General features: G+C 63.9%; 24 protein-coding genes. 11 read left to right on the top strand and 13 right to left on the bottom strand.

Annotated features, from left to right (window positions below; genetic code table 11):
* The first annotated feature begins 193 nt into the window (after positions 1-193).
* Both F3H35_RS11920 and F3H35_RS11915 read left to right on the top strand, forming a co-directional pair.
* A complete protein-coding gene (locus F3H35_RS11920) occupies positions 194-868 on the top strand; it encodes a HupE/UreJ family protein (protein WP_449619070.1) in 675 nt (224 codons plus the stop codon).
* 17 nt (positions 869-885) lie between these two features.
* Entirely contained in the window at positions 886-1,503 is a 618-nt protein-coding gene (locus F3H35_RS11915; RefSeq protein ID WP_149779801.1) for a transmembrane anchor protein, read from the top strand.
* 85 nt (positions 1,504-1,588) lie between these two features.
* Here F3H35_RS11915 and mnmA read toward each other — a convergent pair whose 3' ends face one another.
* Entirely contained in the window at positions 1,589-2,728 is a 1,140-nt protein-coding gene (mnmA, locus tag F3H35_RS11910) for a tRNA 2-thiouridine(34) synthase MnmA (protein WP_149779800.1), read from the bottom strand.
* A gap of 123 nt (positions 2,729-2,851) precedes the next feature.
* Between mnmA and F3H35_RS11905 the strand changes: the two genes are divergently transcribed.
* From F3H35_RS11905 to F3H35_RS19135, 5 genes are all read left to right on the top strand, one after another.
* Positions 2,852-3,136 (top strand): DUF1153 domain-containing protein, encoded by a 285-nt coding sequence (locus F3H35_RS11905; protein ID WP_149779799.1) that lies wholly within the window; start codon positions 2,852-2,854, stop codon positions 3,134-3,136.
* Between the two features lie 93 nt (positions 3,137-3,229).
* Entirely contained in the window at positions 3,230-3,946 is a 717-nt protein-coding gene (ctrA, locus tag F3H35_RS11900; RefSeq protein WP_149779798.1) for a response regulator transcription factor CtrA, read from the top strand.
* A gap of 409 nt (positions 3,947-4,355) precedes the next feature.
* Complete coding sequence (ligA, locus tag F3H35_RS11895; RefSeq protein WP_149779797.1) at positions 4,356-6,518, top strand: NAD-dependent DNA ligase LigA; 2,163 nt, start codon at positions 4,356-4,358, stop codon at positions 6,516-6,518.
* Positions 6,515-8,605: an ATP-dependent DNA helicase RecG gene (gene recG / locus F3H35_RS11890; RefSeq protein ID WP_149779796.1), complete on the top strand. Its 2,091-nt coding sequence runs from the start codon at positions 6,515-6,517 to the stop codon at positions 8,603-8,605. Before ligA ends, recG begins: the two co-directional genes overlap by 4 nt.
* Positions 8,606-8,748: 143 nt before the next feature.
* A complete protein-coding gene (locus tag F3H35_RS19135; RefSeq protein ID WP_007816113.1) occupies positions 8,749-8,871 on the top strand; it encodes a hypothetical protein in 123 nt (40 codons plus the stop codon).
* 207 nt (positions 8,872-9,078) lie between these two features.
* Here the strand turns inward: F3H35_RS19135 and F3H35_RS11885 are convergent, their stop codons facing one another.
* The gene (locus F3H35_RS11885) at positions 9,079-9,534 is read right to left on the bottom strand and encodes an iron-sulfur cluster assembly scaffold protein (RefSeq protein WP_149779795.1); all 456 of its coding nucleotides are present in this window, start codon (positions 9,532-9,534) and stop codon (positions 9,079-9,081) included.
* Between the two features lie 67 nt (positions 9,535-9,601).
* Between F3H35_RS11885 and hisI the strand changes: the two genes are divergently transcribed.
* Entirely contained in the window at positions 9,602-9,964 is a 363-nt protein-coding gene (hisI, locus tag F3H35_RS11880) for a phosphoribosyl-AMP cyclohydrolase (protein WP_149779794.1), read from the top strand.
* Positions 9,965-9,967: 3 nt separating this feature from the next.
* Here the strand turns inward: hisI and gluQRS are convergent, their stop codons facing one another.
* The 3 genes from gluQRS to F3H35_RS11865 all read right to left on the bottom strand — a co-directional run bounded on the left by gluQRS (position 9,968) and on the right by F3H35_RS11865 (position 13,233).
* The gene (gene gluQRS, locus F3H35_RS11875) at positions 9,968-10,822 is read right to left on the bottom strand and encodes a tRNA glutamyl-Q(34) synthetase GluQRS (protein ID WP_149779793.1); all 855 of its coding nucleotides are present in this window, start codon (positions 10,820-10,822) and stop codon (positions 9,968-9,970) included.
* 9 nt (positions 10,823-10,831) lie between these two features.
* On the bottom strand, positions 10,832-12,190 hold the full coding sequence (gene trmFO / locus F3H35_RS11870) for a methylenetetrahydrofolate--tRNA-(uracil(54)-C(5))-methyltransferase (FADH(2)-oxidizing) TrmFO (protein ID WP_149779792.1): 1,359 nt from the start codon (positions 12,188-12,190) through the stop codon (positions 10,832-10,834).
* A 254-nt stretch (positions 12,191-12,444) separates the two neighbouring features.
* Positions 12,445-13,233, bottom strand: a complete 789-nt coding sequence (locus F3H35_RS11865) for an enoyl-CoA hydratase (RefSeq protein WP_149779791.1) — start codon at positions 13,231-13,233, stop codon at positions 12,445-12,447.
* 89 nt (positions 13,234-13,322) lie between these two features.
* On the opposite strand from F3H35_RS11865, the gene F3H35_RS11860 reads away from it, so the two are divergent.
* The 3 genes from F3H35_RS11860 (at position 13,323) to rpsI (ending at position 14,961) form a co-directional block, all read left to right on the top strand.
* Positions 13,323-13,748 (top strand): PaaI family thioesterase, encoded by a 426-nt coding sequence (locus tag F3H35_RS11860; RefSeq protein WP_149779790.1) that lies wholly within the window; start codon positions 13,323-13,325, stop codon positions 13,746-13,748.
* Between the two features lie 260 nt (positions 13,749-14,008).
* Positions 14,009-14,473, top strand: a complete 465-nt coding sequence (rplM, locus tag F3H35_RS11855) for a 50S ribosomal protein L13 (RefSeq protein ID WP_007816128.1) — start codon at positions 14,009-14,011, stop codon at positions 14,471-14,473.
* The gene (gene rpsI, locus F3H35_RS11850; RefSeq protein WP_149779789.1) at positions 14,473-14,961 is read left to right on the top strand and encodes a 30S ribosomal protein S9; all 489 of its coding nucleotides are present in this window, start codon (positions 14,473-14,475) and stop codon (positions 14,959-14,961) included. Before rplM ends, rpsI begins: the two co-directional genes overlap by 1 nt.
* 74 nt (positions 14,962-15,035) lie before the next feature.
* On the opposite strand, the gene F3H35_RS11845 is transcribed toward rpsI, so the two are convergent.
* The 8 genes from F3H35_RS11845 to guaA form a co-directional block, all read right to left on the bottom strand.
* Complete coding sequence (locus F3H35_RS11845; RefSeq protein ID WP_149779788.1) at positions 15,036-15,653, bottom strand: TetR/AcrR family transcriptional regulator; 618 nt, start codon at positions 15,651-15,653, stop codon at positions 15,036-15,038.
* Positions 15,646-16,515, bottom strand: a complete 870-nt coding sequence (ppk2, locus tag F3H35_RS11840; RefSeq protein WP_149779787.1) for a polyphosphate kinase 2 — start codon at positions 16,513-16,515, stop codon at positions 15,646-15,648. Before ppk2 ends, F3H35_RS11845 begins: the two co-directional genes overlap by 8 nt.
* Before the next feature lie 36 nt (positions 16,516-16,551).
* Positions 16,552-17,514 (bottom strand): alpha/beta fold hydrolase, encoded by a 963-nt coding sequence (locus tag F3H35_RS11835; RefSeq protein WP_149779786.1) that lies wholly within the window; start codon positions 17,512-17,514, stop codon positions 16,552-16,554.
* Entirely contained in the window at positions 17,504-18,427 is a 924-nt protein-coding gene (gene metA, locus F3H35_RS11830) for a homoserine O-acetyltransferase MetA (RefSeq protein ID WP_149779785.1), read from the bottom strand. Before metA ends, F3H35_RS11835 begins: the two co-directional genes overlap by 11 nt.
* Before the next feature lie 40 nt (positions 18,428-18,467).
* Positions 18,468-19,328 carry an ATPase gene (locus F3H35_RS11825; protein WP_149779784.1) on the bottom strand — a complete coding sequence of 287 codons (861 nt, stop codon included), beginning with the start codon at positions 19,326-19,328 and terminating at the stop codon, positions 18,468-18,470.
* A gap of 124 nt (positions 19,329-19,452) precedes the next feature.
* Complete coding sequence (locus F3H35_RS11820) at positions 19,453-20,562, bottom strand: OmpP1/FadL family transporter (RefSeq protein WP_149779783.1); 1,110 nt, start codon at positions 20,560-20,562, stop codon at positions 19,453-19,455.
* A gap of 112 nt (positions 20,563-20,674) precedes the next feature.
* Entirely contained in the window at positions 20,675-21,601 is a 927-nt protein-coding gene (locus tag F3H35_RS11815) for a DMT family transporter (protein WP_394852313.1), read from the bottom strand.
* Positions 21,592-23,154, bottom strand: coding sequence for a glutamine-hydrolyzing GMP synthase (guaA, locus tag F3H35_RS11810; RefSeq protein WP_149779782.1), 1,563 nt, complete (start codon positions 23,152-23,154; stop codon positions 21,592-21,594). The genes F3H35_RS11815 and guaA overlap by 10 nt, the downstream gene beginning before the upstream one ends.
* Positions 23,155-23,248: the final 94 nt, after the last annotated feature.

Raw genomic sequence — 23,248 nt, 5'->3', positions numbered from 1 at the left:
CCAGCCGCGATGGCTGGCGGTTCAGATCGTCGGACCCGGGCGCGTATCGGGTTTTCAGGATAGACCGACCTCCGCGTGCGTGATCGGTGCCGCCGTGCTGCGGCTGACCGAAAGAGTTCACGCATAAATGGAGAGTTCCATGATTTCGACATCCCGACATGCGGGCGATACGGCTGTGCGCCGGTCGCTTGTCATGACCCTGATCGCGGTTTGCGCGATCGCCTTTAGCGTCGTTCCGGCGCTGGCCCATAATGTCACGCCAGGTGACGCGGGCTATATCCAGGAAATCTGGGGGGTGCATATCATCCCCTTCATCTATCTCGGTGCCAAACACATGGTTACCGGCTATGACCACATCCTGTTCCTGCTGGGGGTGGTTTTCTTCCTTTACCGGATGAAGGATGTGGCGATCTATGTCAGCATCTTCGCTTTCGGCCATTCGGTGACGATGCTTCTGGGCGTCTGGTATGGCTGGGGCATCAACGCCTATGTCATCGACGCGATCATCGGCCTGTCGGTCGTCTACAAGGCGCTGGACAATCTGGGCGTCTACAAGCGGTGGTTCGGGGTTCAGCCCGATACCAAGGCCGCGACGCTGATCTTCGGGCTGTTCCATGGCACGGGGCTCGCGACGAAGATCCTTGAATACCAGATCGCCGAGGACGGGCTGCTGGCCAATCTGATCGCCTTCAACGTGGGGGTCGAGATCGGGCAGCTGCTGGCTTTGGCGGTGATCCTGATCGTGATGGGGGTCTGGCGCAGACAACCGAATTTCATGCGGCAGGCGACCATCGCGAATGTGGTGATGATCGGGCTTGGGCTGTGGCTGACCTATGTGCAGGTGCACGGCTTTGTGGCGCATGGCTGAGACAAGGGAGAGACAAGATGCATAATGTGAGAAAACCCACCCTCGAAGAGCTGCCCTCATTGGCCAGCCTGAAGCGGTCGGCCCTTTTGGCAGGGGTGGCCGGCGTGGCGATCCTTGTGACCGTGGTTCTGCCCGCCGAACGCGCGATCGACCCCACGGGGATCGGGCGTGTGCTGGGCCTGACGGAAATGGGCGAAATCAAGCGAGAGCTGGCCGAAGAGGCCGAACGCGACCGGCTTTTGCACGGGAGCGAGACATCATCGAGCCTGTTGCGGGATGTGTTGGGCCTGTTCGCAGGGGCCGCGCAGGCGCAGGAGCAGGCGTGGACGGATGTTGTCAGCTTCACGCTGGAGCCAGACGCGTCGGCGGAGATCAAGCTGGTGATGCAGGCGGGCGATATCGCGACCTATGCCTGGAGTGCGACAGGCGGACGGATCAATTTCGACCTGCACGCGCATGGTGACGGTCAGTCCGTCGATTATGACCGGGGCCGGGGTGCGACCGAGGGCGAGGGCCGGATCGAGGCGGGTTTTGCCGGAGAGCACGGCTGGTTCTGGCGTAACCGCGATGATGCCGCCATCACGGTGACCCTGCAGCTTGGCGGGGCCTATTCCGGGATCGTGGAGACGCGGTAACGCCTAAAGACGTTCCTGCACGGGCGCGGATGTGCCTGTGCAGGGACATGACTGGACGGGTGCAGGGCGTTTGCGAAACGCGCGCTCAGTATCCGCGCCAGATCCAGCCGCCGCCAAGGATGCGGCTGTCGCCGGTTTCATAGAAGACGCAGGCCTGACCGGGGCTGACGCCTTCTTCGGGGTTGAGAAGTTCGACCTCGGCGCCGCCATCCGGCAGGGGGCGAAGGATCGCCTCTTGCGGGGGGCGGGTGGAGCGCAGCTTGACCGAGAGGTGCCATTCCGGGCGGCTGTCGAGGGGGGCGTCGCCCAGCCAGTTGATCTCGCGCACGGGAACGAGGCGGGTGGCGAGCAGTTCTTTGGGGCCGACGATGACGCGGTGCGCGTCGACATCGAGTTTGACCACATAGAGCGGCTCGCTCAGCCCGCCGATGCCAAGGCCGCGACGCTGGCCGATCGTGTAGTGGATCACGCCCTCATGGGTGCCGAGGATGCGGCCATCGACATGGGCGATTTCGCCGGGTTCGGCGGCGCCGGGGCGCAGTTTTTCGATCACTGCGGCATAATTGCCATCGGGGACGAAGCAGATATCCTGACTGTCGGGCTTGTCGGCCACTTTCAGCCCGTAGCGCGCGGCCAGCTCACGGGTGGCGTGCTTGGAGGGCAGGTGGCCCAAGGGAAAGCGCAGGAAATCGAGCTGTTCGGGGGTGGTGGAGAACAGGAAATAGCTTTGATCGCGGGCGGCATCAGCGGCGCAGTGCAATTCAGGGCCATGCGCGCCCATCTTGCGCTGGATGTAATGGCCGGTGGCCATGCAATCGGCATCGAGATCGCGGGCGGTTTCCAGAAGGTCCTTGAATTTCACCCGCTCGTTGCAGCGGATGCAGGGCACGGGCGTGGCGCCCGCAAGGTAGCTGTCGGCAAACTCGTCGATCACCGCGTCGCGGAAGATGTTTTCGTAATCGAGTACATAATGGGGAAAGCCCATGTCCTCGGCCACGCGGCGGGCGTCATGGATGTCGATGCCGGCGCAGCAGGCGCCTTTTTTCGCAAGGGCGGCGCCATGATCGTAAAGCTGCAGGGTGACCCCCACCACGTCATAGCCTTCCTCGGCCAGTTGGGCGGCCACGACCGAGCTGTCGACGCCGCCGGACATGGCGACGACGACACGGGTGTCGGCTGGGGCTTTGGCGAAGCCCAGGGAATTGAGGCCGGATTCGAGGGGCATTGGACGGGTCTCCTTGGTGTGACGGAATATAAGAAAATGCGAGACAGTCTCAAGGGGCGGTTTCACCTGCCGTTAAAGCCTTAGGGGCAGATTCCTGTCCGGTTGCTTTTGAGGGTGAGAGAGATGTTTCTGAAAAAGGTGAACGGGCCGCGAATGGTGACCTTGCCGGATGGCAGTATCCTGAGCAGGGGCGATCTGCCGCCGGCGGATACGCGGCGCTGGACGGCGCGACGCAAGATGGCGGTGGTGCGCGGCGTGGTGCATGGGCTGATGTCGCCGGACGAGGCGCAGAGCTTTTACGAACTGAGCGAAGCGGAGCTTGCCGAATGGCTGAGTGCGGCCGAACGAGAGGGCACATCGGGGTTGCGCGCGACGGTCAGAACGAAAGAGGTGGACAACCTGAGGTAGAAAATTGTATTTTTATCGCACTGGTAACTTGTGCTTAACCAATCTTGTCCATGGTTTCGTTCGGATAGTCGAAGACATAGCGGAGTTGAGTGAATGCGTGTGCTGTTGGTAGAAGACGACCCCACGACCGCGAAAAGCATCGATATGATGCTGACCCATGCGAATCTGAACGTCTATACAACCGATCTGGACGAGGAGGGGATCGATCTTGCCAAGCTCTATGATTACGATCTGATCCTTCTGGATCTGGGTCTGCCGGACATGAACGGTCACGAGGTGTTGCGCCAGTTGCGGCTTGCGCGCATCGATACGCCGATCCTGATCCTGAGCGGTGCGGATGATACGGACAACAAGATCAAGGGGTTCGGCTTTGGCGCGGATGATTACCTGACCAAACCGTTCCATCGCGAAGAGCTTGTGGCGCGGATCCACGCGATCATCCGCCGCTCGAAGGGGCATTCGCAATCCGTGATCCGCACCGGGCGCATCAACGTCAATCTGGATGCCAAGACGGTGGATGTGGAGGGGCGGACGGTGCATCTGACCGGGAAAGAATACCAGATGCTCGAATTGCTGAGCCTGCGCAAGGGCACGACCCTGACCAAGGAGATGTTCCTCAATCACCTTTATGGCGGCATGGACGAGCCGGAACTGAAGATCATCGACGTGTTCATCTGTAAACTTCGCAAGAAATTGAGTGAGGCGACGGGCGGCGACAATCATATCGAGACCGTCTGGGGCCGGGGCTATGTGCTGCGCGACCCTGAGCCGGGGGCCATCGGATCGGGCCGCTTGGCGCTCGGGGCCTGAGAGGTTGAGGGCCTGAGGGTTGGCGGCGGTGGATCGCGGTCTGTTTTGCGCGGTCCGACAGTCTGGTTCCGCGGGCCTGTCGCGAATGGTCTGATGCCCGGGATCACCGGATCTGTGTTGAGTGGTCAGATGCCCGAGGATCACAGGACCTGTGCTGAGTGGTCTGATGCTCGGGGATCACAGGACCTGTCTTGAGTGGTCCGATGATCGGGGAGCACCGGACCTGTGTTGAGTGGTCCGATGCCCGGGGAGAACCGGACCTGTGTTGAGTGGTCCGACCCTGCGGCGCATGGCTCTTGCATAGCACCCTCTCGGGCACTGGACGTCAGACCCCGCGCGGCCTATCACTTTGACCGGATAGAGGACATGGGCCGCCAAGGCCCATGTCGGGTCAGGGCGGAGAGCCGCGATGAGCGAAATGCGCGAGCAGGATGGGGCGGATGCCCATGCGGACACGCCGGTTGACAGGCTGAGCGCGGATCAGGCCGCGCAGGAGCTGGCCCGGCTGGCCGATCTGGTGGCGCAGGCCGATGCCGCCTATCACGGGCAGGACGCGCCGATCATGTCGGACGCCGACTATGACGCGCTGGTGCAGCGCAATGCGGCGATCGAGGCGCGGTTTCCAGGTCTCATGCGCGAGGACAGCCCCAGCCGCAGGGTGGGCTTCACCCCCTCCGAAGGGTTCGGCAAGGTCACCCATGCCGTGCGGATGCTGAGCCTTGGCAATGCGTTCGAGGATGACGAGATCCGCGAATTCGACGCGCGCATCCGCCGCTACCTGGGCCTTGGGCCGCAGGCGGCGCTGACCTACACGAGCGAGCCGAAGATCGACGGGCTGAGCCTGAGCCTGCGCTACGAACAGGGCCGGCTGGTGCAGGCGGCGACGCGCGGCGACGGGGCCGAGGGCGAGAATGTCACCGCCAATGCGCGTACCATCGCCGATATTCCCCACGATCTGGGCGGTGCGGGCGTGCCGGAGCTGCTCGAGGTGCGCGGCGAGGTCTATATGAGCCACGCCGATTTCGAGGCGCTGAATGCGCGGCAGACCGAAAGGTCTGACAAGACATTCGCCAATCCGCGCAACGCCGCCGCCGGAAGCCTGCGCCAGCTGGACCCGAAGATCACCGCGCGCCGCCCCTTGAAGTTTTTCGCCTATGCCTGGGGCGCGCATTCCGAGCCGCTTGCGCCAAGCCAGATGGAGGCGATCGAGCGGCTGGCCGGTTTCGGATTCCAGACCAACCCGCTTACCGCGCTCTGCGACGGGCCGGACGAGATGCTGGCGCAGTATCGCCGGATCGAACAGCTGCGCGCCGAGCTGGGCTATGACATCGACGGGGTGGTCTACAAGGTCAACGAGATCGCCTTGCAGCATCGGCTGGGGTATCGCTCGACCACGCCGCGATGGGCGATTGCGCATAAATTCCCCGCCGAGCTGGCCTGGACCCGGTTGGAGGCGATCGACATTCAGGTGGGGCGCACCGGCGCGCTGAGCCCGGTGGCGCGGCTGCATCCGGTCACGGTGGGCGGTGTCGTCGTGAGCAATGCCACCCTGCACAACGAGGATTACATCGCCGGACGCGACGCCAAGGGCAACGAGATTCGCGGCGGCAAGGATATCCGGGTGGGCGATTGGGTGCAGGTTTACCGCGCGGGCGACGTGATCCCGAAAGTGGCGGATGTGGACCTGTCCAAGCGTCCCGAGGATGCCGCACCCTATACGTTTCCCAAGGTTTGTCCCGAATGCGGATCGGATGCGATCCGCGAGGAGGGTGATGCGGTGCGCCGCTGTACCGGCGGGCTGATCTGCCCTGCGCAGGCGGTCGAAAAGCTCAAGCATTTCGTGAGCCGTGCGGCCTTCGACATCGAGGGTCTGGGCGCCAAGCAGGTGGAGCAATTCCATGCCGATGGCTGGATCCGCGAGCCTGCGGATATCTTCACGCTCAAGGATCGCTATGGGCCGGGATGCCTCACGCAATTGAAGAACCGCGACGGCTGGGGCGAGAAAAGTGCGGCCAATCTGTTTGACGCCATCGACGAGCGGCGGCGGATCGCGCTTGGCCGGCTGCTTTTCGCGCTTGGCATCCGGCATGTGGGCGAGGCGGCAAGCATGATGCTGGCGCGGTTTTACGGCACATGGGACGAGTTCACGGCGGCGATGGATGGGGCTGCGGCGGGCGAGGGGCCGGACTGGGACCGGCTTTTGGGCATCGACGGTGTGGGCAAGGTGATGGCGCAATCGCTGGTCACCACCTTCGCGCAGGACGAGGAACGCGCCAGCATCGACCGGCTGGTGGCGCATCTGGAGATCGAGCGCGCCGAGCGCCCTGATACGGATGGCAGCCCCGTGGCGGGCAAGACGGTGGTGTTTACCGGCACGCTCGAGAAGATGACCCGCGCCGAGGCCAAGGCGCGCGCCGAGGCGCTTGGCGCCAAGGTGTCGGGCAGTGTGTCGGCCAAGACCGATCTGGTGATCGCGGGGCCGGGAGCGGGTTCCAAGGCCAAGGCGGCGGAAAAGCTGGGGGTCGAGATGATCGACGAGGATGGCTGGCTTGCGCTGATCGGGGACGCATGAGCGGGCGGCCCGAAGCCCTGTTTCCGCTGTTCGCGGGGCTGGAGACGCTGGAGGGCGTGGGGCCGAAAACCGTGCAGAATCTTGGCGGGCTGGAGATCGAAAAGCCGCGCGATCTTTTGTTCACGCTGCCCTGGTCGGGGGTGGACCGGCGCAAGCGGGCCACGGTGCAGGGCGCCGAGTTGCCGGGTGTGGTGACGGTGGAGGTGGTGGTGGGCCAGCACCGCGCGCCAAGCCGCAGGGGCGGGGCCTACAGGATCACGGTGGAGGATGCGGCGACGGCGTTTCAGCTGGTGTTCTTTCATGCGCGCGACGAGTATCTGCGGCGCATCCTGCCCACGGGCGCGCGAAAGATCGTGTCGGGCAAGGTGGAGCTTTTTGACGGGGTGGCGCAGATGGTGCATCCCGATCATATCCTCGATGTGGATGAGGCGGAGGAGATCCCGGATTTCGAGCCGGTCTATCCGCTGACGGCCGGGATCACCCAGAAGATGATGCGCAAGGCCGCGCAATCGGCGCTGACGCGGCTGCCGGAATTGGCGGAATGGATCGATCCTGCGCAAAAGGCGCAAGCCGGCTGGCCGGATTGGGCCGAGGCGGTGCGCCGCGCGCATGGCCCCGAGGAGGCCGCCGATCTGAGCCCGGCGGATCCTGCGCGGGAGCGTCTGGCGTATGACGAGTTCATGGCGCATCAATTGACGCTTGCGCTGGCGCGGTCGCGGCTGCGCCGGGCCAAGGGCCGGTCCACAATGGGCACGGGGGCGTTGCAGGCCAAGGTGCTGGAGGCGCTGCCCTATGCGCTGACCGGCGCGCAGACCCGCGCCATTGCCGAGATCGCAGGCGATATGGCGTCGGAGACGCGGATGAACCGGCTGTTGCAGGGCGATGTGGGCGCGGGCAAGACGCTGGTGGCGTTCAAGGCGCTGCTGATCGCGGTCGAGGCAGGCGGGCAGGGCGTGATGATGGCGCCCACGGAAATCCTTGCGCGGCAGCATTTGCAGGGGTTACAGCCTTTGGCCGAGGCGGCGGGCGTCGTGCTCGAGATCCTGACCGGGCGCGACAAGGGGGCGGAGCGGCGCGCCAAGCTGGAGGCGTTGAAGCGCGGTGATATCCAGATCCTTGTGGGCACCCATGCGGTGTTTCAGAAGGATGTGGATTTTGCCGATCTGCGGCTGGCCATTGTCGATGAGCAGCACCGGTTCGGCGTGCGGCAAAGGCTGGAGCTGGGCCGCAAGGGGGCGCAGGCGGATGTTCTGGTGATGACCGCGACGCCCATTCCGCGCAGTCTGGCGCTGGCGCAATATGGCGACATGGATGTGAGCGTGCTGGATGAAAAGCCGCCAGGTCGCAAGCCGATCACCACGGCGCTGGTCAATATGGGCCGGATCGACGAGGTGGTGGACCATCTGCGCCGCGCCGTGGCCGAGGGGCGGCAGGCCTATTGGGTCTGTCCGCTGGTCGATGAAAGCGAGGCGGTCGATCTGTCGAGCGCGGAGGAGCGGTTCAAGCGGCTGCGCGCGGCGCTTGGCGAAGGCGTTGTCGGGCTGGTGCATGGGCAGATGCCGCCCGAGCAGAAGGACAGCGCGATGGCGGCGTTTCAGCGCGGCGAGACCAGTGTGCTTGTCTCGACCACGGTGATCGAGGTGGGGGTGGATGTGCCCAATGCGTCGATCATGGTGATCGAGAGGGCCGAGCATTTCGGGCTTGCGCAATTGCACCAGTTGCGCGGGCGCGTGGGGCGGGGGCAGGCGGCCTCGACGTGTCTGTTGATGTATCAGGCGCCGCTGAGCGAGGGCGGAGAGCGGCGGCTGACCACGATGCGCGACACCGAGGACGGGTTCCGCATTGCCGAGGTGGATCTGGAGATGCGCGGCGCGGGCGATCTGATCGGGACGGCGCAATCGGGGCTGCCGCGCTTTCGGATCGCCGATCTCGAGGCGCAGGCGGCGCTGATGGCGGTGGCGCAGAGCGATGCGCGCAAGCTTCTGGTGGATGATCCCGCGCTGGAGGGAGACCGGGGCCGGGCGGCCCGCGTGCTGCTATGGCTGATGGAGCAGGATCAGGCGATCCGGCTGATTTCGGTCGGCTGAGCGCCCCGAATTTTTCGCAAGCGAAATCAGAAGCTTGGCCAGAAAATGCCGAAAAGTTCGCAAATGTTCTCACAAAGTTCTTTACACATGGTTAAGAAAATGAGAACAAAGGAGCAACACACCGTCAGCGAAAGGAACAGATCATGTTTCGTCAGATCAAGGCCACCGCGATACGATCCTCGGACACCCTGTTGGGAGATTTTCTGGGGGCGGCGGCGCTCATGGTCACGCTGATTGCCGGGCTTTGGCTGCCCGGTCTGTTCTAGAGTTTCTGCCTGCGACGTTCCGATCCGTACCGCGCCTGTTGCATCCTTGTCCCCAAGCGGGATGTGACTGACCCCTTACCTGTCCCGAGGTCCGACAAGGGTTTCTGCCTGATCCCTTGATGCGCAAATCGGAGTTACCGGAGCCCGCTTTTCCTTCCGCCGCCGCTCGACCGAGCGTGCGGCGGTTTTTTTATGCGAGAGGCGCTGTCAGATGCAGGACTGGGCCGCGCGGGCCTGTTCGAGCGCTTCGACGGCGGCATCGAGGGTCAGCATGATCGAGGCGTGACGGTTCTTGTAGTCGCGCGCGGGGCTGAGCACCTCGAGCCCGTCGAAGGGGGCGGCGGGCGGTGGGCCATCGGCCTTGAGCATCTCCTTTAGCGCGTCGCGGGCCGCGACCACCTGATCGGGGGTGCAGCCGATGATATGGGCGCCCACGACGGAGGCTGCGGCCTGTCCAAGCGCGCAGGCCTTCACCTCGGCGGCATAGTCGGTGATGGTGCTGCCATCGGTGCAGATATCGACCGTGACGGTCGAGCCGCAGAGCGGCGCGCGTTTTTTCACGGTCGCGTCGGGGGCGTCGAGCCGGCCATGATGCGGAATATCGGCGGCCAGTTCGAGGATGCGCGCCGAATAGAGTTTGATGAGGTCGGTTTCGCCGCTCATGACTTTTCCTTTGCTGCGTTACCCAATAGATAGAAAACCTGACCGCAGATGCAAAAGGTTTTCGCCCATGCCCTTCGATCCCGCCAGTTTGACATATGATGATCGCGGCCTCATTCCGGCGATCGCGCAGGACGAGGCTACGGGCGAGGTGCTGATGATGGCGTGGATGAACGCGGAAGCGGTGGCGCGCACGCTGGAGAGCGGGCGCGTGACTTATTGGAGCCGGTCGCGGGCGGCGTTCTGGGTGAAGGGCGAAAGCTCGGGGCATGTGCAGGAGCTGGTGGAGATGCGGGTGGATTGCGACCGCGATTGCCTGCTGGTGCAGGTGCGTCAGACCGGTCCGGCCTGTCATACCAACCGGCGGAGCTGCTTCTATACGGCGGTGAGAGACGGCGAAGAGATCGAGATCATGGCGCCGGAAGCGGGCTGAGAGTCAGAGGCCCAGCATCGCGCGGATGTCCTGCGGGGTCTTGCCTTCGGCGCGGTAGGTGGCGATGGCGCGGGCGTCGTCGCGCTTGGCCAGCCGCTTGCCGGTCTCGTCGCGGATCAGGCGATGATGGTGATAGATCGGTGTGGGCAGGCCCAGAAGCCCTTGCAACAGCACATGAATTTGCGTGGCACTGAAGAGATCGCGGCCGCGGATCACATGGGTGATCTGCTGGTCGGCATCATCCACCACCACCGACAGGTGATAGGACGCGCCCAGACCGGGGCGGGCCAGGGCGACATCGCCCACGGTCCGGGTCATGGTCGAGGGCGTGATGAGGCCGGTTTCCCCATCGGGGCCGGCGCCGGTTTCGGTGAAGGCGGGCGCGCGCCCCAGATGCGCAAGGGCGCGGGCCATGTCGAGGCGCAGCGGGCTATCGGGCATCGGCCCCGAGGGCGGATGCGCGGGCCTGCAGGTGCCGGGATAGATCAACCCGTCGGGGCCATGCAGCGGCGCGCCTTCCTGTGGGGCCGAGACGGCGGCGCGGATATCGGCGCGGCTGCATGAGCAAGGGTAGAGAAGCCCTTGATCCCAAAGGGTTTCAAGGGCGCTTGCATAGAGCGGTAACCGGTCGGATTGGCGTAGGATGGGCTGCGGCCAGCTGAGGCCAAGCCACGAGAGGTCGTCGAAGATTTGCGTCTCCCATTCGGGGCGCGAGCGGGTCTGGTCGAGATCGTCGATGCGCAGAAGAAACGTCCCGTTTTCGCGCGCGGCGCTGTCATGGGCCAGGATCGCCGAATAGGCATGGCCCAGATGCAGCGGGCCTGTGGGCGACGGCGCGAATCGTGTTATGAATGACATATCAGTGGGTTACGAGGCACAGCTCATGTTCTGAAGCTGCAGCCAGTCCTGCCATGCGGCCTTGGCGCGGTCGGTATAGGCCTTGTAGCGGTCGCTGCGGCCACGACGCCCGCCCTTGAGCCCATCGACGGGGCGGAAAAGGCCGAAATTGACGTTCATCGGCTGGAAGGTCTTGGCCTCGGCGCCGCCGGTGATGTGGTGTATGAGCGCGCCCATGGCGCTGTCCTGCGGCGGGGAGGGCAACGGATGGCCCAGCATCTCGGCGGCAGCCAGACGGCCCGCCAGAAGGCCCATGGCGGCGGATTCCACATAACCCTCGACGCCGGTGATCTGTCCGGCAAAGCGGATATGCGGGCGCGAGCGCAAGCGCATCTGGTCATCGAGCAGCGTGGGCGAGTTGAGGAAGGTGTTGCGGTGAATGCCGCCCAACCGCGCGAAGGAGGCGTTTTCGAGGCCGGGGATCATGCGGAACACCTCGGTCTGGGCGCCGTATTTCATCTTGGTCTGAAAGCCCACGATGTTGAACAACGTGCCGAGCGCGTTGTCGCGGCGCAGCTGCACGACGGCATGGGGTTTGACATCCGGCTGATGCGGATTGGTCAGGCCCACCGGCTTCATCGGGCCGTGGCGCAAGGTTTCGCGGCCGCGTTCTGCCATCACCTCGATGGGCAGACAGCCGTCGAAATAGCCTGCGGTCTCGCCCTCGTGAAACTCGGTCTTGTCGGCGGCGAGAAGCGCGTCGATGAAGGCGTCATAGGTGGCGCGGTCCATCGGGCAGTTGAGATAGGCGGTGCGCTCTTCCTCGGTTTCGCCCTTGTCGTAGCGCGATTGCATCCAAGCCTTGGACATGTCGATGCTGTCGGCATAGACGATGGGGGCGATGGCATCGAAGAAGGCCAGCGCATCGGCGCCGGTCTCGTGCGCGATGGCCTGTCCCAACCCCTGACTGGTGAGCGGGCCTGTGGCGATGATCCAATGGCCATCGGCGGGAAGTTCGGTGATCTCGTCGTGCTGGATGGTGATGAGGGGATGGTTGCGCAGGGTTTGCGTGACATCGCGGGCGAAAAGATCGCGGTCCACGGCCAAGGCGCCGCCCGCGGGCAGGCGGTGACGGTCGGCGGTCTGCATGATGAGCCCGTCGGCGGCGCGCATTTCCCAATGCAGCAGGCCCACGGCGTTCTGTTCGTCATCATCCGAGCGGAAGGAATTCGAGCACACCATCTCGGCCAGATCGCCGGTGCGGTGCGCGAAGGTTTCGACGCGCGGGCGCATTTCGTGAATCACGACGGATACGCCCATGCGGGCGGCCTGCCAGGCGGCTTCGGAGCCGGCCATGCCGCCGCCGATGATATGGAGTGTCTTGCTCATGGCGCTGGATGTAGGGGATTGCGCGGCGTTTGGAAAGGGAGGGAACGCTCGGGTCGCCGCGATGGTCCTGTCGGAACCGGGAAGAGGCCGGTCTGGAGGGACTGGACGCCGGCGGCGACCCCGAAATGCATCGCAAGCTCAATCGATGCCGTTCTTTCCCGCAATGTATACCCCAACCCGCGCCCCGGAAAAATACCGATTGTGGAAAAAACAAGGCATGGTTTCGGAAACAACAAGGCGGGGGCGCGCGGCGGTCAGTCCTGATCCCAGTCGGGGCTGCGCTTTTCGAGAAAGGCGCTGATGCCTTCGGCGGTATCGCGATACATCATGTTTTCCACCATCACCTCGCCGGTATAAGCATAGGCCTGCTCGAGCGGCATTTCGAGCTGATCGTAGAAGGCGCGCTTGCCGATGCGCACGGCGGCACCGAGCTTGGCGGCGATCTGTGCGGCCAGCGCGTCGGTTTCGGCCTCGAGCCGGTCAGGATCGACGGCGCGGTTGATGAGGCCGAGCGCCAGCGCGCGGTCGGTGTCGATGAATTCGCCGGTGGTGAGCATCTCGAAGGCCTGTTTGCGCGGGATGTTGCGGCTCAGGGCCACCATCGGCGTGGAACAGAACAGCCCGATATTCACGCCGTTCACGCCAAACCGCGTACCGGTGGCGGCGATGGCGAGATCACAGGAGGCGACCAGTTGGCAGCCCGCGGCGGTGGCGATGCCATGAGGCTGGGCGATCACCGGCTGGGGCAGGGTGCGGATGGCGGTCATCACCCGCGCACAGCGCGCGAAGAGATCGGCGAAATAGGCGCGCCCGTCATCGGGCGCCTGCCGGCCTTGGGTCATTTCCTTGAGGTCGTGGCCCGCGCAGAACGCCTTGCCGGTGCCGCCGAGGATCACCACGCGAATGGAGGGATCCTGCGCGAGGCTGTCGAACTGATCCTGCAGGGCCGCCAGCATCGCGTCGCTCAGCGCGTTGAGCTTTTCGGGGTGGTTGAGGGTCAGCCGGGCGACGGCGCCCTGATCGCTGCGTTGGAGAATTGTCATCTTGAACCTCCCTGGCCGTTATGGGCAACCTTACGCGGAGAGGGCCGGGGAGAAAAGGGCCGGGTAGAAAAGGGCGGAGAGGACAGCGGATGGGTCTGAAGATGACGCGCGAGGCGCTGGCGCGATTTCTGGAGGAGGAGTTTCCCCAGGTGGCGGGCGATTTCGCCATTGACGAGTTGGACGAGAACCGGATCCGCGTGCGCCTGATGACGCAGGAGCGGCATTTGCGGCCGGGCGGCACGGTGTCGGGCCCGGCGATGTTCGCGCTGGCGGATGTATCGCTTTACCTGGCGATCCTGGCGATGATCGGGCCGGAGGCTTTGGCGGTGACCACCAATTGCAGCATGGATTTCATGCGCAAGCCCGCCGCCGGCGCGGATCTGATCGCGGAGTGCCGGATCCTCAAGCTGGGGCGGGTGCTGGCGGTGGGCGATGTGCTGCTCTATTCCGAAGGGATGGAAGCGCCGGTGGCCCGCGCGAGCCTGACCTATTCGATCCCGCCGGCCAAGGGCTGAGGGGGCAGGATGGGGGGCTGTCTGCCCCCCGCCGTTGAAATCCCATGGGATTTCACCGACTCCCCCCGAGGATATTTGCGGCCAGAAGAAGCCGCGAAAGTTGGGGTAAATAGATACCGTTATTGCAAGATATTGAATTTGTTAGATTTTATAAGGAAAGAGGGCCTTGACCTGTTTGTGTGGGGCTATATAACCGCGCAATCGCATGAAGGGGCGGCAGTTTCGATCGCCCGACACGTCAACCAAGGGATTTCCCTGCAATGAAAACATTCTCTGCAACTCCGGCAGATATCGACAAGAAATGGATCCTGATCGACGCCGAGGGCGTTGTTCTGGGCCGTCTTGCCTCGATCGTCGCGATGCGCCTGCGCGGCAAGCACAAGGCGTCCTTCACGCCGCATATGGACATGGGCGACAATGTCATCGTCATCAATGCCGACAAGGTCCAGCTGACGGGCAACAAGCGCAACAAGCCCAATTACTGGCACACCGGCTATCCGGGCGGCATCAAGTCGCGCACCACGGGCCAGATCCTGGAAGGGGCGTATCCTGAGCGCGTCGTCATGCAGGCGGTCAAGCGGATGCTTCCGGGCAACCGTCTGTCGCGCAAGCAGATGACCAATCTGCGCGTCTATGCCGGCACCGAGCACCCCCATGAGGCGCAGAGCCCCGAGGTGCTGGACGTCAAGTCGATGAACAACAAGAACACGCGGGTGGCGAACTGATGGCTGAAGAAATCAAATCCCTCGAGGGTCTGGAAGCGGTCGCCGGTGGCGCCGTGGCCGAGGCCGCGATCGAAGCGCCGCGCGAGCCTGTCCGTGACGAGCTGGGCCGGTCCTATGCGACCGGCAAGCGCAAGGATGCGGTCGCCCGCGTCTGGATCAAGCCGGGCTCCGGCAAGGTCAGCGTGAATGGCAAGGAAATGAACGCGTATTTCGCGCGCCCCGTTCTGCAGATGATCCTGCGCCAGCCGTTCACCGTTGCCGGTGTCGAAGACCAGTTCGACGTGATGGCGACGGTCAAGGGCGGTGGTCTGTCGGGTCAGGCCGGTGCGGTCAAGCACGGCATCTCGAAAGCGCTGCAGCTCTATGATCCGTCGCTGCGCGGCGCGCTGAAGGCCGCTGGCTTCCTGACACGCGACAGCCGCGTTGTGGAACGCAAGAAGTTCGGTCGCCGCAAGGCGCGTCGGAGCTTCCAGTTCTCGAAGCGCTGAGCCGATCCTCGCGATTTTCATGGAAGGGCCGCCCGGTTGGGTGGCCCTTTTGCTTTGCGCGGCCCGGGTGGTGGTCAGGTGTCGGGGGCGCTAAGGCCGAGGCCGCGCAGGTAGATGCCGATGCCGGTCTCGAGCAGCTCTTCGGGGGCGAAGGGCACGACCGCGCCGGGGGAGTTGCGCGCGAAAAGCTCGACCACCCCATGCGACATGGCCCAGATATGGGCGCTGAACATCGCCGCAGGCGGGCGGCGTTCTGGGGGGATATGCTGGCTGAGGTCTTCGGCGGCCTGTTCGATCACCGCGCGGGCGTGGCGCGCGACGAGGGAGAGCTCGGGCGTGCGGTTCACCGAGAGACCGCTTTCGAACATCGCGATGTAATGGCCGGGGTATTGGCGCGCGAAGGCGAGATAGGCGCGGCCCGTGGCCTCGACGCTGGCCCGGGCCGAGGGCTGGCCGCGATCATAGGCCTCCTGCATGACATCGGCGAAGATCACATAGCCCTGGCGCGCGGCCTCGGCGATCAGGTCGTCGCGCCCTGCGAAATGGCGATAGACCGCCGCGGGCGTCACCCCGGCCTGTTTGGCCGCCTCCGACAGGGTGAAGCCCGATGGCCCCCTGGCTTCGATCAGGCGCAGGGCGGCATCCACAAGGGCCTGTTTCAGGTTGCCGTGGTGGTAGCCCTGTTTAGGCATTCCAGATATCCGGCCCGGCACAGACCGAGCTGTCGGGAGAGCCTATGGCGCGGGCATCCTTGCGCCCGTATTCGATATTCAGCAGCAGATGGCGGAGGGTTTCGAGCCGGGCACGGCGTTTGTCATCCGAGCGCACCACGGTCCAGGGCGCGTGGCTGGTATGCGAGCGGTCCAGCGTTTCGGAGATCGCGGCGGTATACTCGTCCCATTTGGCCAGCCCTTCCACGTCGATCCGGCTGAGTTTCCATTGCTTGAGGGGGCTGGCCTCGCGGTCGAGAAAGCGGCGCAGCTGTTCGCCACGGCCCACGTTGAGCCAGAATTTGAAAAGTTGAATGCCCTCGTCCACCAGCATTTTTTCGAAATCGGTGACCTGGTGGAAGAAATGTTCGCGCTGCGCATGGGTGCAAAAGCCGAACACCTTTTCGACGACACCGCGATTATACCAGCTGCGGTCGAAGAACACCATTTCGCCGCCCGAGGGGAGGTGATCGACATAGCGCTGGAAATACCACTGGCTGCTTTCGACATCCGAGGGTTTGGACAGCGCCACGACCCGCGCGCCGCGCGGATTGAGATGCTCGCGGAAGCGTTTGATCGTGCCGCCCTTGCCGGCGGCGTCGCGGCCTTCGAAGACGATGGCGATGCGCGCGCCGCTGGACTTGGTCCAGTTCTGCAGCTTGACCAGTTCGATCTGCAGCGCCTCGAGCTCTTTTTCGTAATGTTTGCGCGGCAGGCGTTCGGAATGGGGAAAGCCCGGGTCGATGATGTCGCCTTTTTCGCCGCGGCGGATCGCGTTGCGGATGCGTTCGGGCGCTTCGTTGGCGTAAAAGGCGCTGATCGCCCCGTCGAATGGCAGCTCCATGGGTGTCTCCCTGCAGTTTCGCGCCACTATGGCGGCTCAATCGGCGGGGTGCAATCCGGCGCGGACGGCCGCGCGCGTGATGGCGTCGATCACCGCGTCTTCGGCGGCGTGATGCGGCATATGGGCGATGCCGGGCAGGCGGGTCAGGGTGGCGGAGGGTAGCTCTTCGGCGAGCGGCTCGGCATGGATGCGCAGGCCGACGGTGGTGTCTTCGGTGCCGTGGACCACCTCGATCGGGAGGGTGAGCCGGGCGATGGCGTCCTGCATGGCGGTGATTTCGGAGAGCAGGTTGGCGCGTTGCAGGGCATTGGCGCGCAGGCTGTCGCGGCGCAGGGTCAGAGGCGCGCCGACATGCGCGATATAGCCCGGCGGCACGGCGTTCGGCTCGAATATTTCGGAGACGGCGCGTTCCACCCGCGCGTCGCGGACAAAGGCGGTCAGAAGCGGAATGACGAGGGGGCCAATGACGGGATGCGACAAGGTCTTGTAATAGAGGCTGAGATCGCTTTTCCAGGGTTTCGCGGGGGCCGCGAGCGGCACGAGGGCCGCGATGTGATCCGGGCGGTGCACCGCCCAGGCCAGCGCCACGGCACCGCCATAGGAATGGCCCAGAACCATGGGGCGCTCGATGTCGAGCTGGCGCGCGGCATCCGAGAGAAGCTCGGCCTGCTGGCGGATCGTGGCGCCGGTGCGGTTGATGCGGTCGGTATATCCGAGGCCCGGACGGTCGAACACGGTGACGCGGTAGCGCGCGGCAAGGCGCGGCGCGAGGCTGAAGGTCATGTCGCGCAGATTGCCGCTGGCCCCGTGGATCAGCACGACATCCGGCCCAGAGCCCAGGGTGAGCGCATGGACACGGTGGCCGTTCACATCGAGGATGCGGCCCTGCGGGGGAAAGGCCGCTTCGGCGCGGGCTTCGTGCTGACGGGCGCGGTGCTGGGCATAGGCCCAGAGCACGACGAGGGCGACAAGCGCGGCAAGGACGATCTTAGCGGCCAATGGAATGCAGATCGAAGGGCGTTGTCTGGTAAATCTGGTTGATCCAGTTGCCGTAAAGCAGATGCGCGTGGCTGCGCCAGCGGTTCTGCGGCGGGCGCGAGGGATCGTCGCCGGGATAGTAGTTGCAGGGTACGGCGATGGGCGTACCGCTGGCGACATCGCGGTCGTATTCCTGTTTCAGCGTGTCGCTGTCATATTCGAGATGGTTGAAGATATAGAGCGCGCCATGCCTAGGATCTTCGACGAGGCAGGGGCCGACCTCGTCGCTGTCGAGCAGGATCTTGAGGCCGGGTACGGCTTCGATCTCGGTGCGGCGCATTTCCGTCCAGCGGCTGACGGGGATCACGCAATCGTCTGAAAATCCGCGCAAATAGGGCGAGGCCGGGTCCATGTTGCGGTGCCGGAAGCAGCCGAAGGCCTTGTGATCCAGCAGGTGTTTCTGCACGCCGTGGAAATGGTTGATCATCGCCATGCCGCCCCAGCAGACGCCGAAGGTGGAATGCACATGTGACTGCGTCCAGTCGAACACCGCCTGAAGCTCGTCCCAATAGGTGACATCGGTGAAATCCAGATGTTCGATGGGCGCGCCGGTGATGATGAGGCCATCGAACCGCTCGCCGGTATCGGCCACTTCGGAAAACGGGCGATAGAAGCTTTCCATATGGGCGGCGGCGGTGTTCTTGGTGCGGTGCTCGCTCATGCGAATGAGGCTGAGTTCGATCTGCAGGGGGGTGGCGCCGATGAGCCGGGCAAACTGGTTCTCGGTCTGGATCTTCTTGGGCATCAGGTTCAGAAGGCCGATGCGCAGAGGGCGGATATCCTGTCGGGCGGCCTGATCCTCGGACATGACCATGACGCCTTCGCGCGTGAGCACGTCATAGGCGGGCAGGTCTTCGGGGATCTTGATGGGCATGGCGTCTCAGGCTTTCGTCGGGTCCGGTGTAGATAGGGCGTCAGGTGCTGCGCTCAAGCGCGGTGGCGACAAGCGCATCGAAGGCGTCGGCATCGCGGGTCTCGGCGACTTCGTCGGCGGTGACGGTGATGCCCCATTTCGCCATCGCCTCGTAGCGCGGTTTGCGATGTGCAAGGGCGCGGGCATAGGTCCAGCGGATGAAGGCGTCAGGATCAACTTCGTCCGCTTCACACTTGTTTTCGTTGAGATATTGCGCCCATGCCTGATCCAGGAACTCGGGTTGGTAGGCCATTGGCTTGGGCGCGCGGTCAAAGCGGCGGATGAGCGACTGGGTATGCGCCTCGGAGCCTTCGATATAGATCAGCAGGCAATGGCGCGAGAGCTCGGTCAGCAAAGGATCGGCGGGATCGTCGCCATCGACCCATTCGCAGATCGACCCGCCGGTGTCGCAGACGAAATTCGGATAGCCATACAGCCGCTCGGCCCGGTCGATGAAATGCGCGGTGTCCATCAGGGCCGCGATTTCGGCGGTGCGGAATTGCTGCTGGCGGCGGCGATATTCGTCGATCGGCAGGCCGCCCTTGGCCGGATCGCCCGGTTTGCCAAGATAGGTCGAGACGGGAGCGAGATTGTCGAAGGTGATGTTCGAGCCGATATAGATCGAATCCGTCAACAGCAGATCGCGCAGGAACGGCACCTGCATGGCATGCGCCTTGGCGTTGTCGGCGATAAGCTCGCCCATGTAGCGGGTGCCGATGCGGTAATCGATGGAGTAATGGAACCAGTCGCCGGCATCGCGCAGCATGTTGGACAGGTGGGTCTTGCCCAGGCCGGACATCCCATAAAACAGAACGCGCTTTTGCGCCGCGTCGCGCCAATCTTGGGCTGATTTGTAGATCATGGGGCGTCCTTTCTGCGCGCAAGTGGTAGCCAGCGGCGCGAGGCAGGTCAATGCCAAGCGATGCGCAGCAAAAACCCCGCCCGATTGCCCGGGCGGGGGGGATGAAGCCGCTTATGTCGGGGCGTCAGTAGTGCCAGCCGACCTTGACGCCGAAGCCGACGGCGCTGTTGTTCGAGAAGCTCGAGCGCGCCAGCACCGGGGGCGGGCCGGCTGCGATCGGCACATTCGTCGTGGCATTGCCGATCCAGGTATAGTTCACGCCGGTGGACACCGAGAAATTGTCGTTCTTGTAGCGCGCACCGAGCGTGACGCCGAACTTGCCGCTGGTCGGGCCGAGGTTCGAGACCGGCTTGTTGGAGTCGCCATCTTCGTAGGTCAGCGCGAGAGAGCCGCTCCAGGTGTCCGTGATGCGGCGGCCAACACCGAGCGTGTAGGTGTAGGTATCATCGTCATAGGACAGGAAAGGAACGCGCGTCGCTGTGCGATAGAGAAGCGGGTCGATCGTGAAATCGCTCCAGTCCACCCAACGCACGCCGCCGAACAGCAGGGTGTCTTTCGCGATGCCGGTTTGAAAATCGAGGTTGACCGATTGCGGGGTTTCGATCGTGGTCTTGGTGACCAGCGATGTGGCGGCAAGGGCCAGGTTTTCGCTGGTGCGGTGCTCGGTCTTGATCTTGGAATTGTAGGTCAACGAGACGCGCAGCGCGATGTCGGGACGCTCGTAGGACACGCCGGCGAGATATCCGGTGCCATAATCGGCCTTACCTTCCACGCTATAGCCAGCGACCGTCGGGACGCTTGCGTTTGCCGTGACGCGCTGAACGCGCAGGCCGCCATGCACGCCGAACCCGTTATCCATGTTGTAGCGCAGAACGCCGGTCAGGGCGGTCGAATCGAACTCTGCAAAGGTGCTGCGCAGCGGATAGCCGGTGGACGCGCTATAGTCGACATCGGCGCCGAAGGGCTGGTCGAGGATGATCGAGTAGCTCAACCTGTCGTTGATCTGCTGCTTCATCGCAGCGCCGAACTGCCAATAGGTTTTGGCCATGTCGCCCGATTGAATCCCGACGACCGAACCGGATACCGAAGGAACGGCTGTGCCGAGGCTGATCTCGGCATAGTTGCCTTCCTGGAACAGGGGCGCGATGGATTGACCGGAGCGGTCTATACCGCCAGCAGAAGCGCCGCCTGCGATGACGCAGAGGGCGAGGGCGGTGGTGGATGCGTTTCTCATTCTGGTGCTCTCCTCCGAATTTCGGCCATGCTATCGGCGGCGCGGTCGCGGTCAATCTTTGACGCCGCGTCAGTGACGTAACGGCACAAACGGTTGTAGCCGCGCCACACCTCTAACGGGTATGTGCGATGGGCTGACGGCCTTGCCGCGTTTCGGACCACATGTTGAGGTAATTGGCCCCGAAGATCACCAGCGCGCCGGCGATGGTCAGGGTGTCGATCGGCTCGTCATAGATCATGAGGCCGATCACCGCGATCAGCGGCAGGCGCATGAAATCCACAGGGCTCACAAGCGTCGCGGGCGCCATCGCAAGGGCGGTGGTCAGGCAGAAATGCGCCATCAGCCCTCCGCAGGCGATCACGGCGAGCCAAGGCAGGGATTGTGCCGAGGGCAGGGCGATATCGCCGTCGAAGCCCGCGCAGAGCAGCCCGAAGATCGACTGGCTGAGGGTCATCCAGAACAGGATGCAGGTCAGCGTCTCGGTGCGGGTCAGGCGCTTGGTCACGAGGATCGATCCGGCAAAGCCGATCGCGGCGCACATCGCGGCCAGCGTGCCGAAATTGATCGTGTCGGGGCTGGGGCGCGCGACGATCAGGATGCCGGCAAAGCCGATGCAGGCCGCAAGGATGCGCACCCGCGTCAGATGCTCGCCCAGCACCAGCGGCGACAGGATCAGCACCCAGAGCGGAGAGGTGAATTCCAGCGCGAACACCTGCGCCAGCGGGATCACGGTGATCGCGTAGAACCACAGGTTCTGGCCGCTGAAATGAAACACGTTGCGCAGCAGATGAAGGCCGGGCTTGCGGCCCGTGATGGTGCGATGCGCCCCTGTGGCCCATGCGACGAGGACCACGAGTGTCAGCCCGATCAGGCTGCGATACATCATGATTTCAAAGGTATCGAGCTCGAAACTGACCGACCGGCCGCCCACTGCCATCGCAGAGAACGACACCACCGCCCCCAGCATCCAGAGCGCCGCACGAAGAATTTCAGCTGTGTCGGCGCGAGGGATATCTCCGGTCGGAGAGGTCACTCCCACTCAATGGTGCCGGGCGGCTTCGATGTCACGTCATAGGTGACGCGGTTGATACCCTTCACCTCGTTGATGATCCGTGTGGCGGTTTCGCCAAGGAATTCATGGCTGAACGGGTAGTAATCGGCGGTCATGCCATCGACCGAGGTAACCGCGCGCAGGGCACAGGCGAAATCATAGGTCCGCCCGTCCCCCATCACGCCGACAGTGCGCACCGGCAGGATCGCAACGAAGGCCTGCCAGATCTCGTCGTAAAGGCCATGCTTGCGGATCTGGTCGATATAGACCGCATCGGCCTTGCGCAGGATGTCGAGCTTTTCGCGCGTGATCTCGCCGGGGCAGCGGATGGCAAGGCCCGGACCGGGAAAGGGGTGGCGGCCGATGAACGAGGCGGGCAGGCCCAGTTCTTGACCAAGCGCGCGGACCTCGTCCTTGAACAGTTCACGCAGCGGCTCGACCAGCTTGAGGCCCATCTTCTCGGGCAGGCCGCCGACATTGTGGTGGCTCTTGATCGTGACCGAGGGGCCGCCCGAGAAGCTGACCGATTCGATCACGTCGGGATAAAGCGTGCCCTGGGCCAGAAACTCGGCGCCTTCGATCTGGCTGGCGTATTTCTGGAACACGTCGATGAACAGGCGGCCGATGGTTTTTCTTTTCACCTCGGGGTCGCTTACGCCTTCGAGCTCACCCAGGAACAGGTCCGCCTCGTCGGCATGGATCAGCGGGATGTTGTAGTGGTCGCGGAACATGGTGACCACTTCATCGGCCTCGTTATGGCGCAAGAGGCCGTGATCGACAAAGACGCAGGTCAGTTGATCGCCGATCGCCTCGTGGATCAGAACGGCGGCAACCGAGCTGTCGACGCCGCCCGAGAGACCGCAGATCACCTGTTTGTCGCCGACCTGTTCGCGAATCAGGCGAATCGCCTCTTCGCGATAGGCGGCCATGGTCCAGTCGCCCTTGAACCCGGCAAGGCGCACGAAATTCTCATAGAGCGTCTTGCCGTTCGGTGTGTGATGCACCTCGGGGTGGAACTGCACGGCAAAGAAATTGCGGCTCAGATCGGCGGTGATGGCGAAAGGTGCGTTGGGCGAGGTGCCAAAGACCTCGAATCCGGGCGCGATGCGGCTGACATGGTCGCCATGGCTCATCCAGACCTGTTCGCGCTCTTCGAGGAACCAGCCATTCAGAAGGTCGATTCGATGCGCCGTCGGGCTGACATAGGCGCGGCCGAATTCGGCGGTGCCGTCGCCGCGTTCGACCTTGCCGCCCAGCATCTCCATCATGACCTGCTGACCATAGCAGATACCAAGGATGGGCACGCCCAGATCGAACACCTTTTCAGGCGGGCGCGGCGAGCCTGCATCGATCACGCTGGCGGGACCGCCCGAAAAGATCACCGCTTTCGGCGCGAACTCGGCGAGAAACGCCTCGGTCACGTTCTGGAACGGGTGGATTTCGCAATAGACGTTCAGTTCCCGCAGGCGACGCGCGATCAGCTGCGTCACCTGGCTTCCGAAGTCTATGATGAGAAGGCGGTCATGCGATGTCTGGCTCATGATTGCCTAGTAGGACGCAGGCGCGCTTTGCGCAAGACCCAGACAGGATTCGCCCCGAAAGCGCCTGTGTGCGGCGGAATGGCGGGCTGCATGT

Origin of the sequence: Roseovarius litoreus (assembly GCF_900142765.1) — a bacterium.
GTDB lineage: Bacteria > Pseudomonadota > Alphaproteobacteria > Rhodobacterales > Rhodobacteraceae > Roseovarius > Roseovarius litoreus.
Note: the sequence above shows the minus strand (reverse complement) of the source record. Positions and strands in the feature narration are given on the sequence as shown.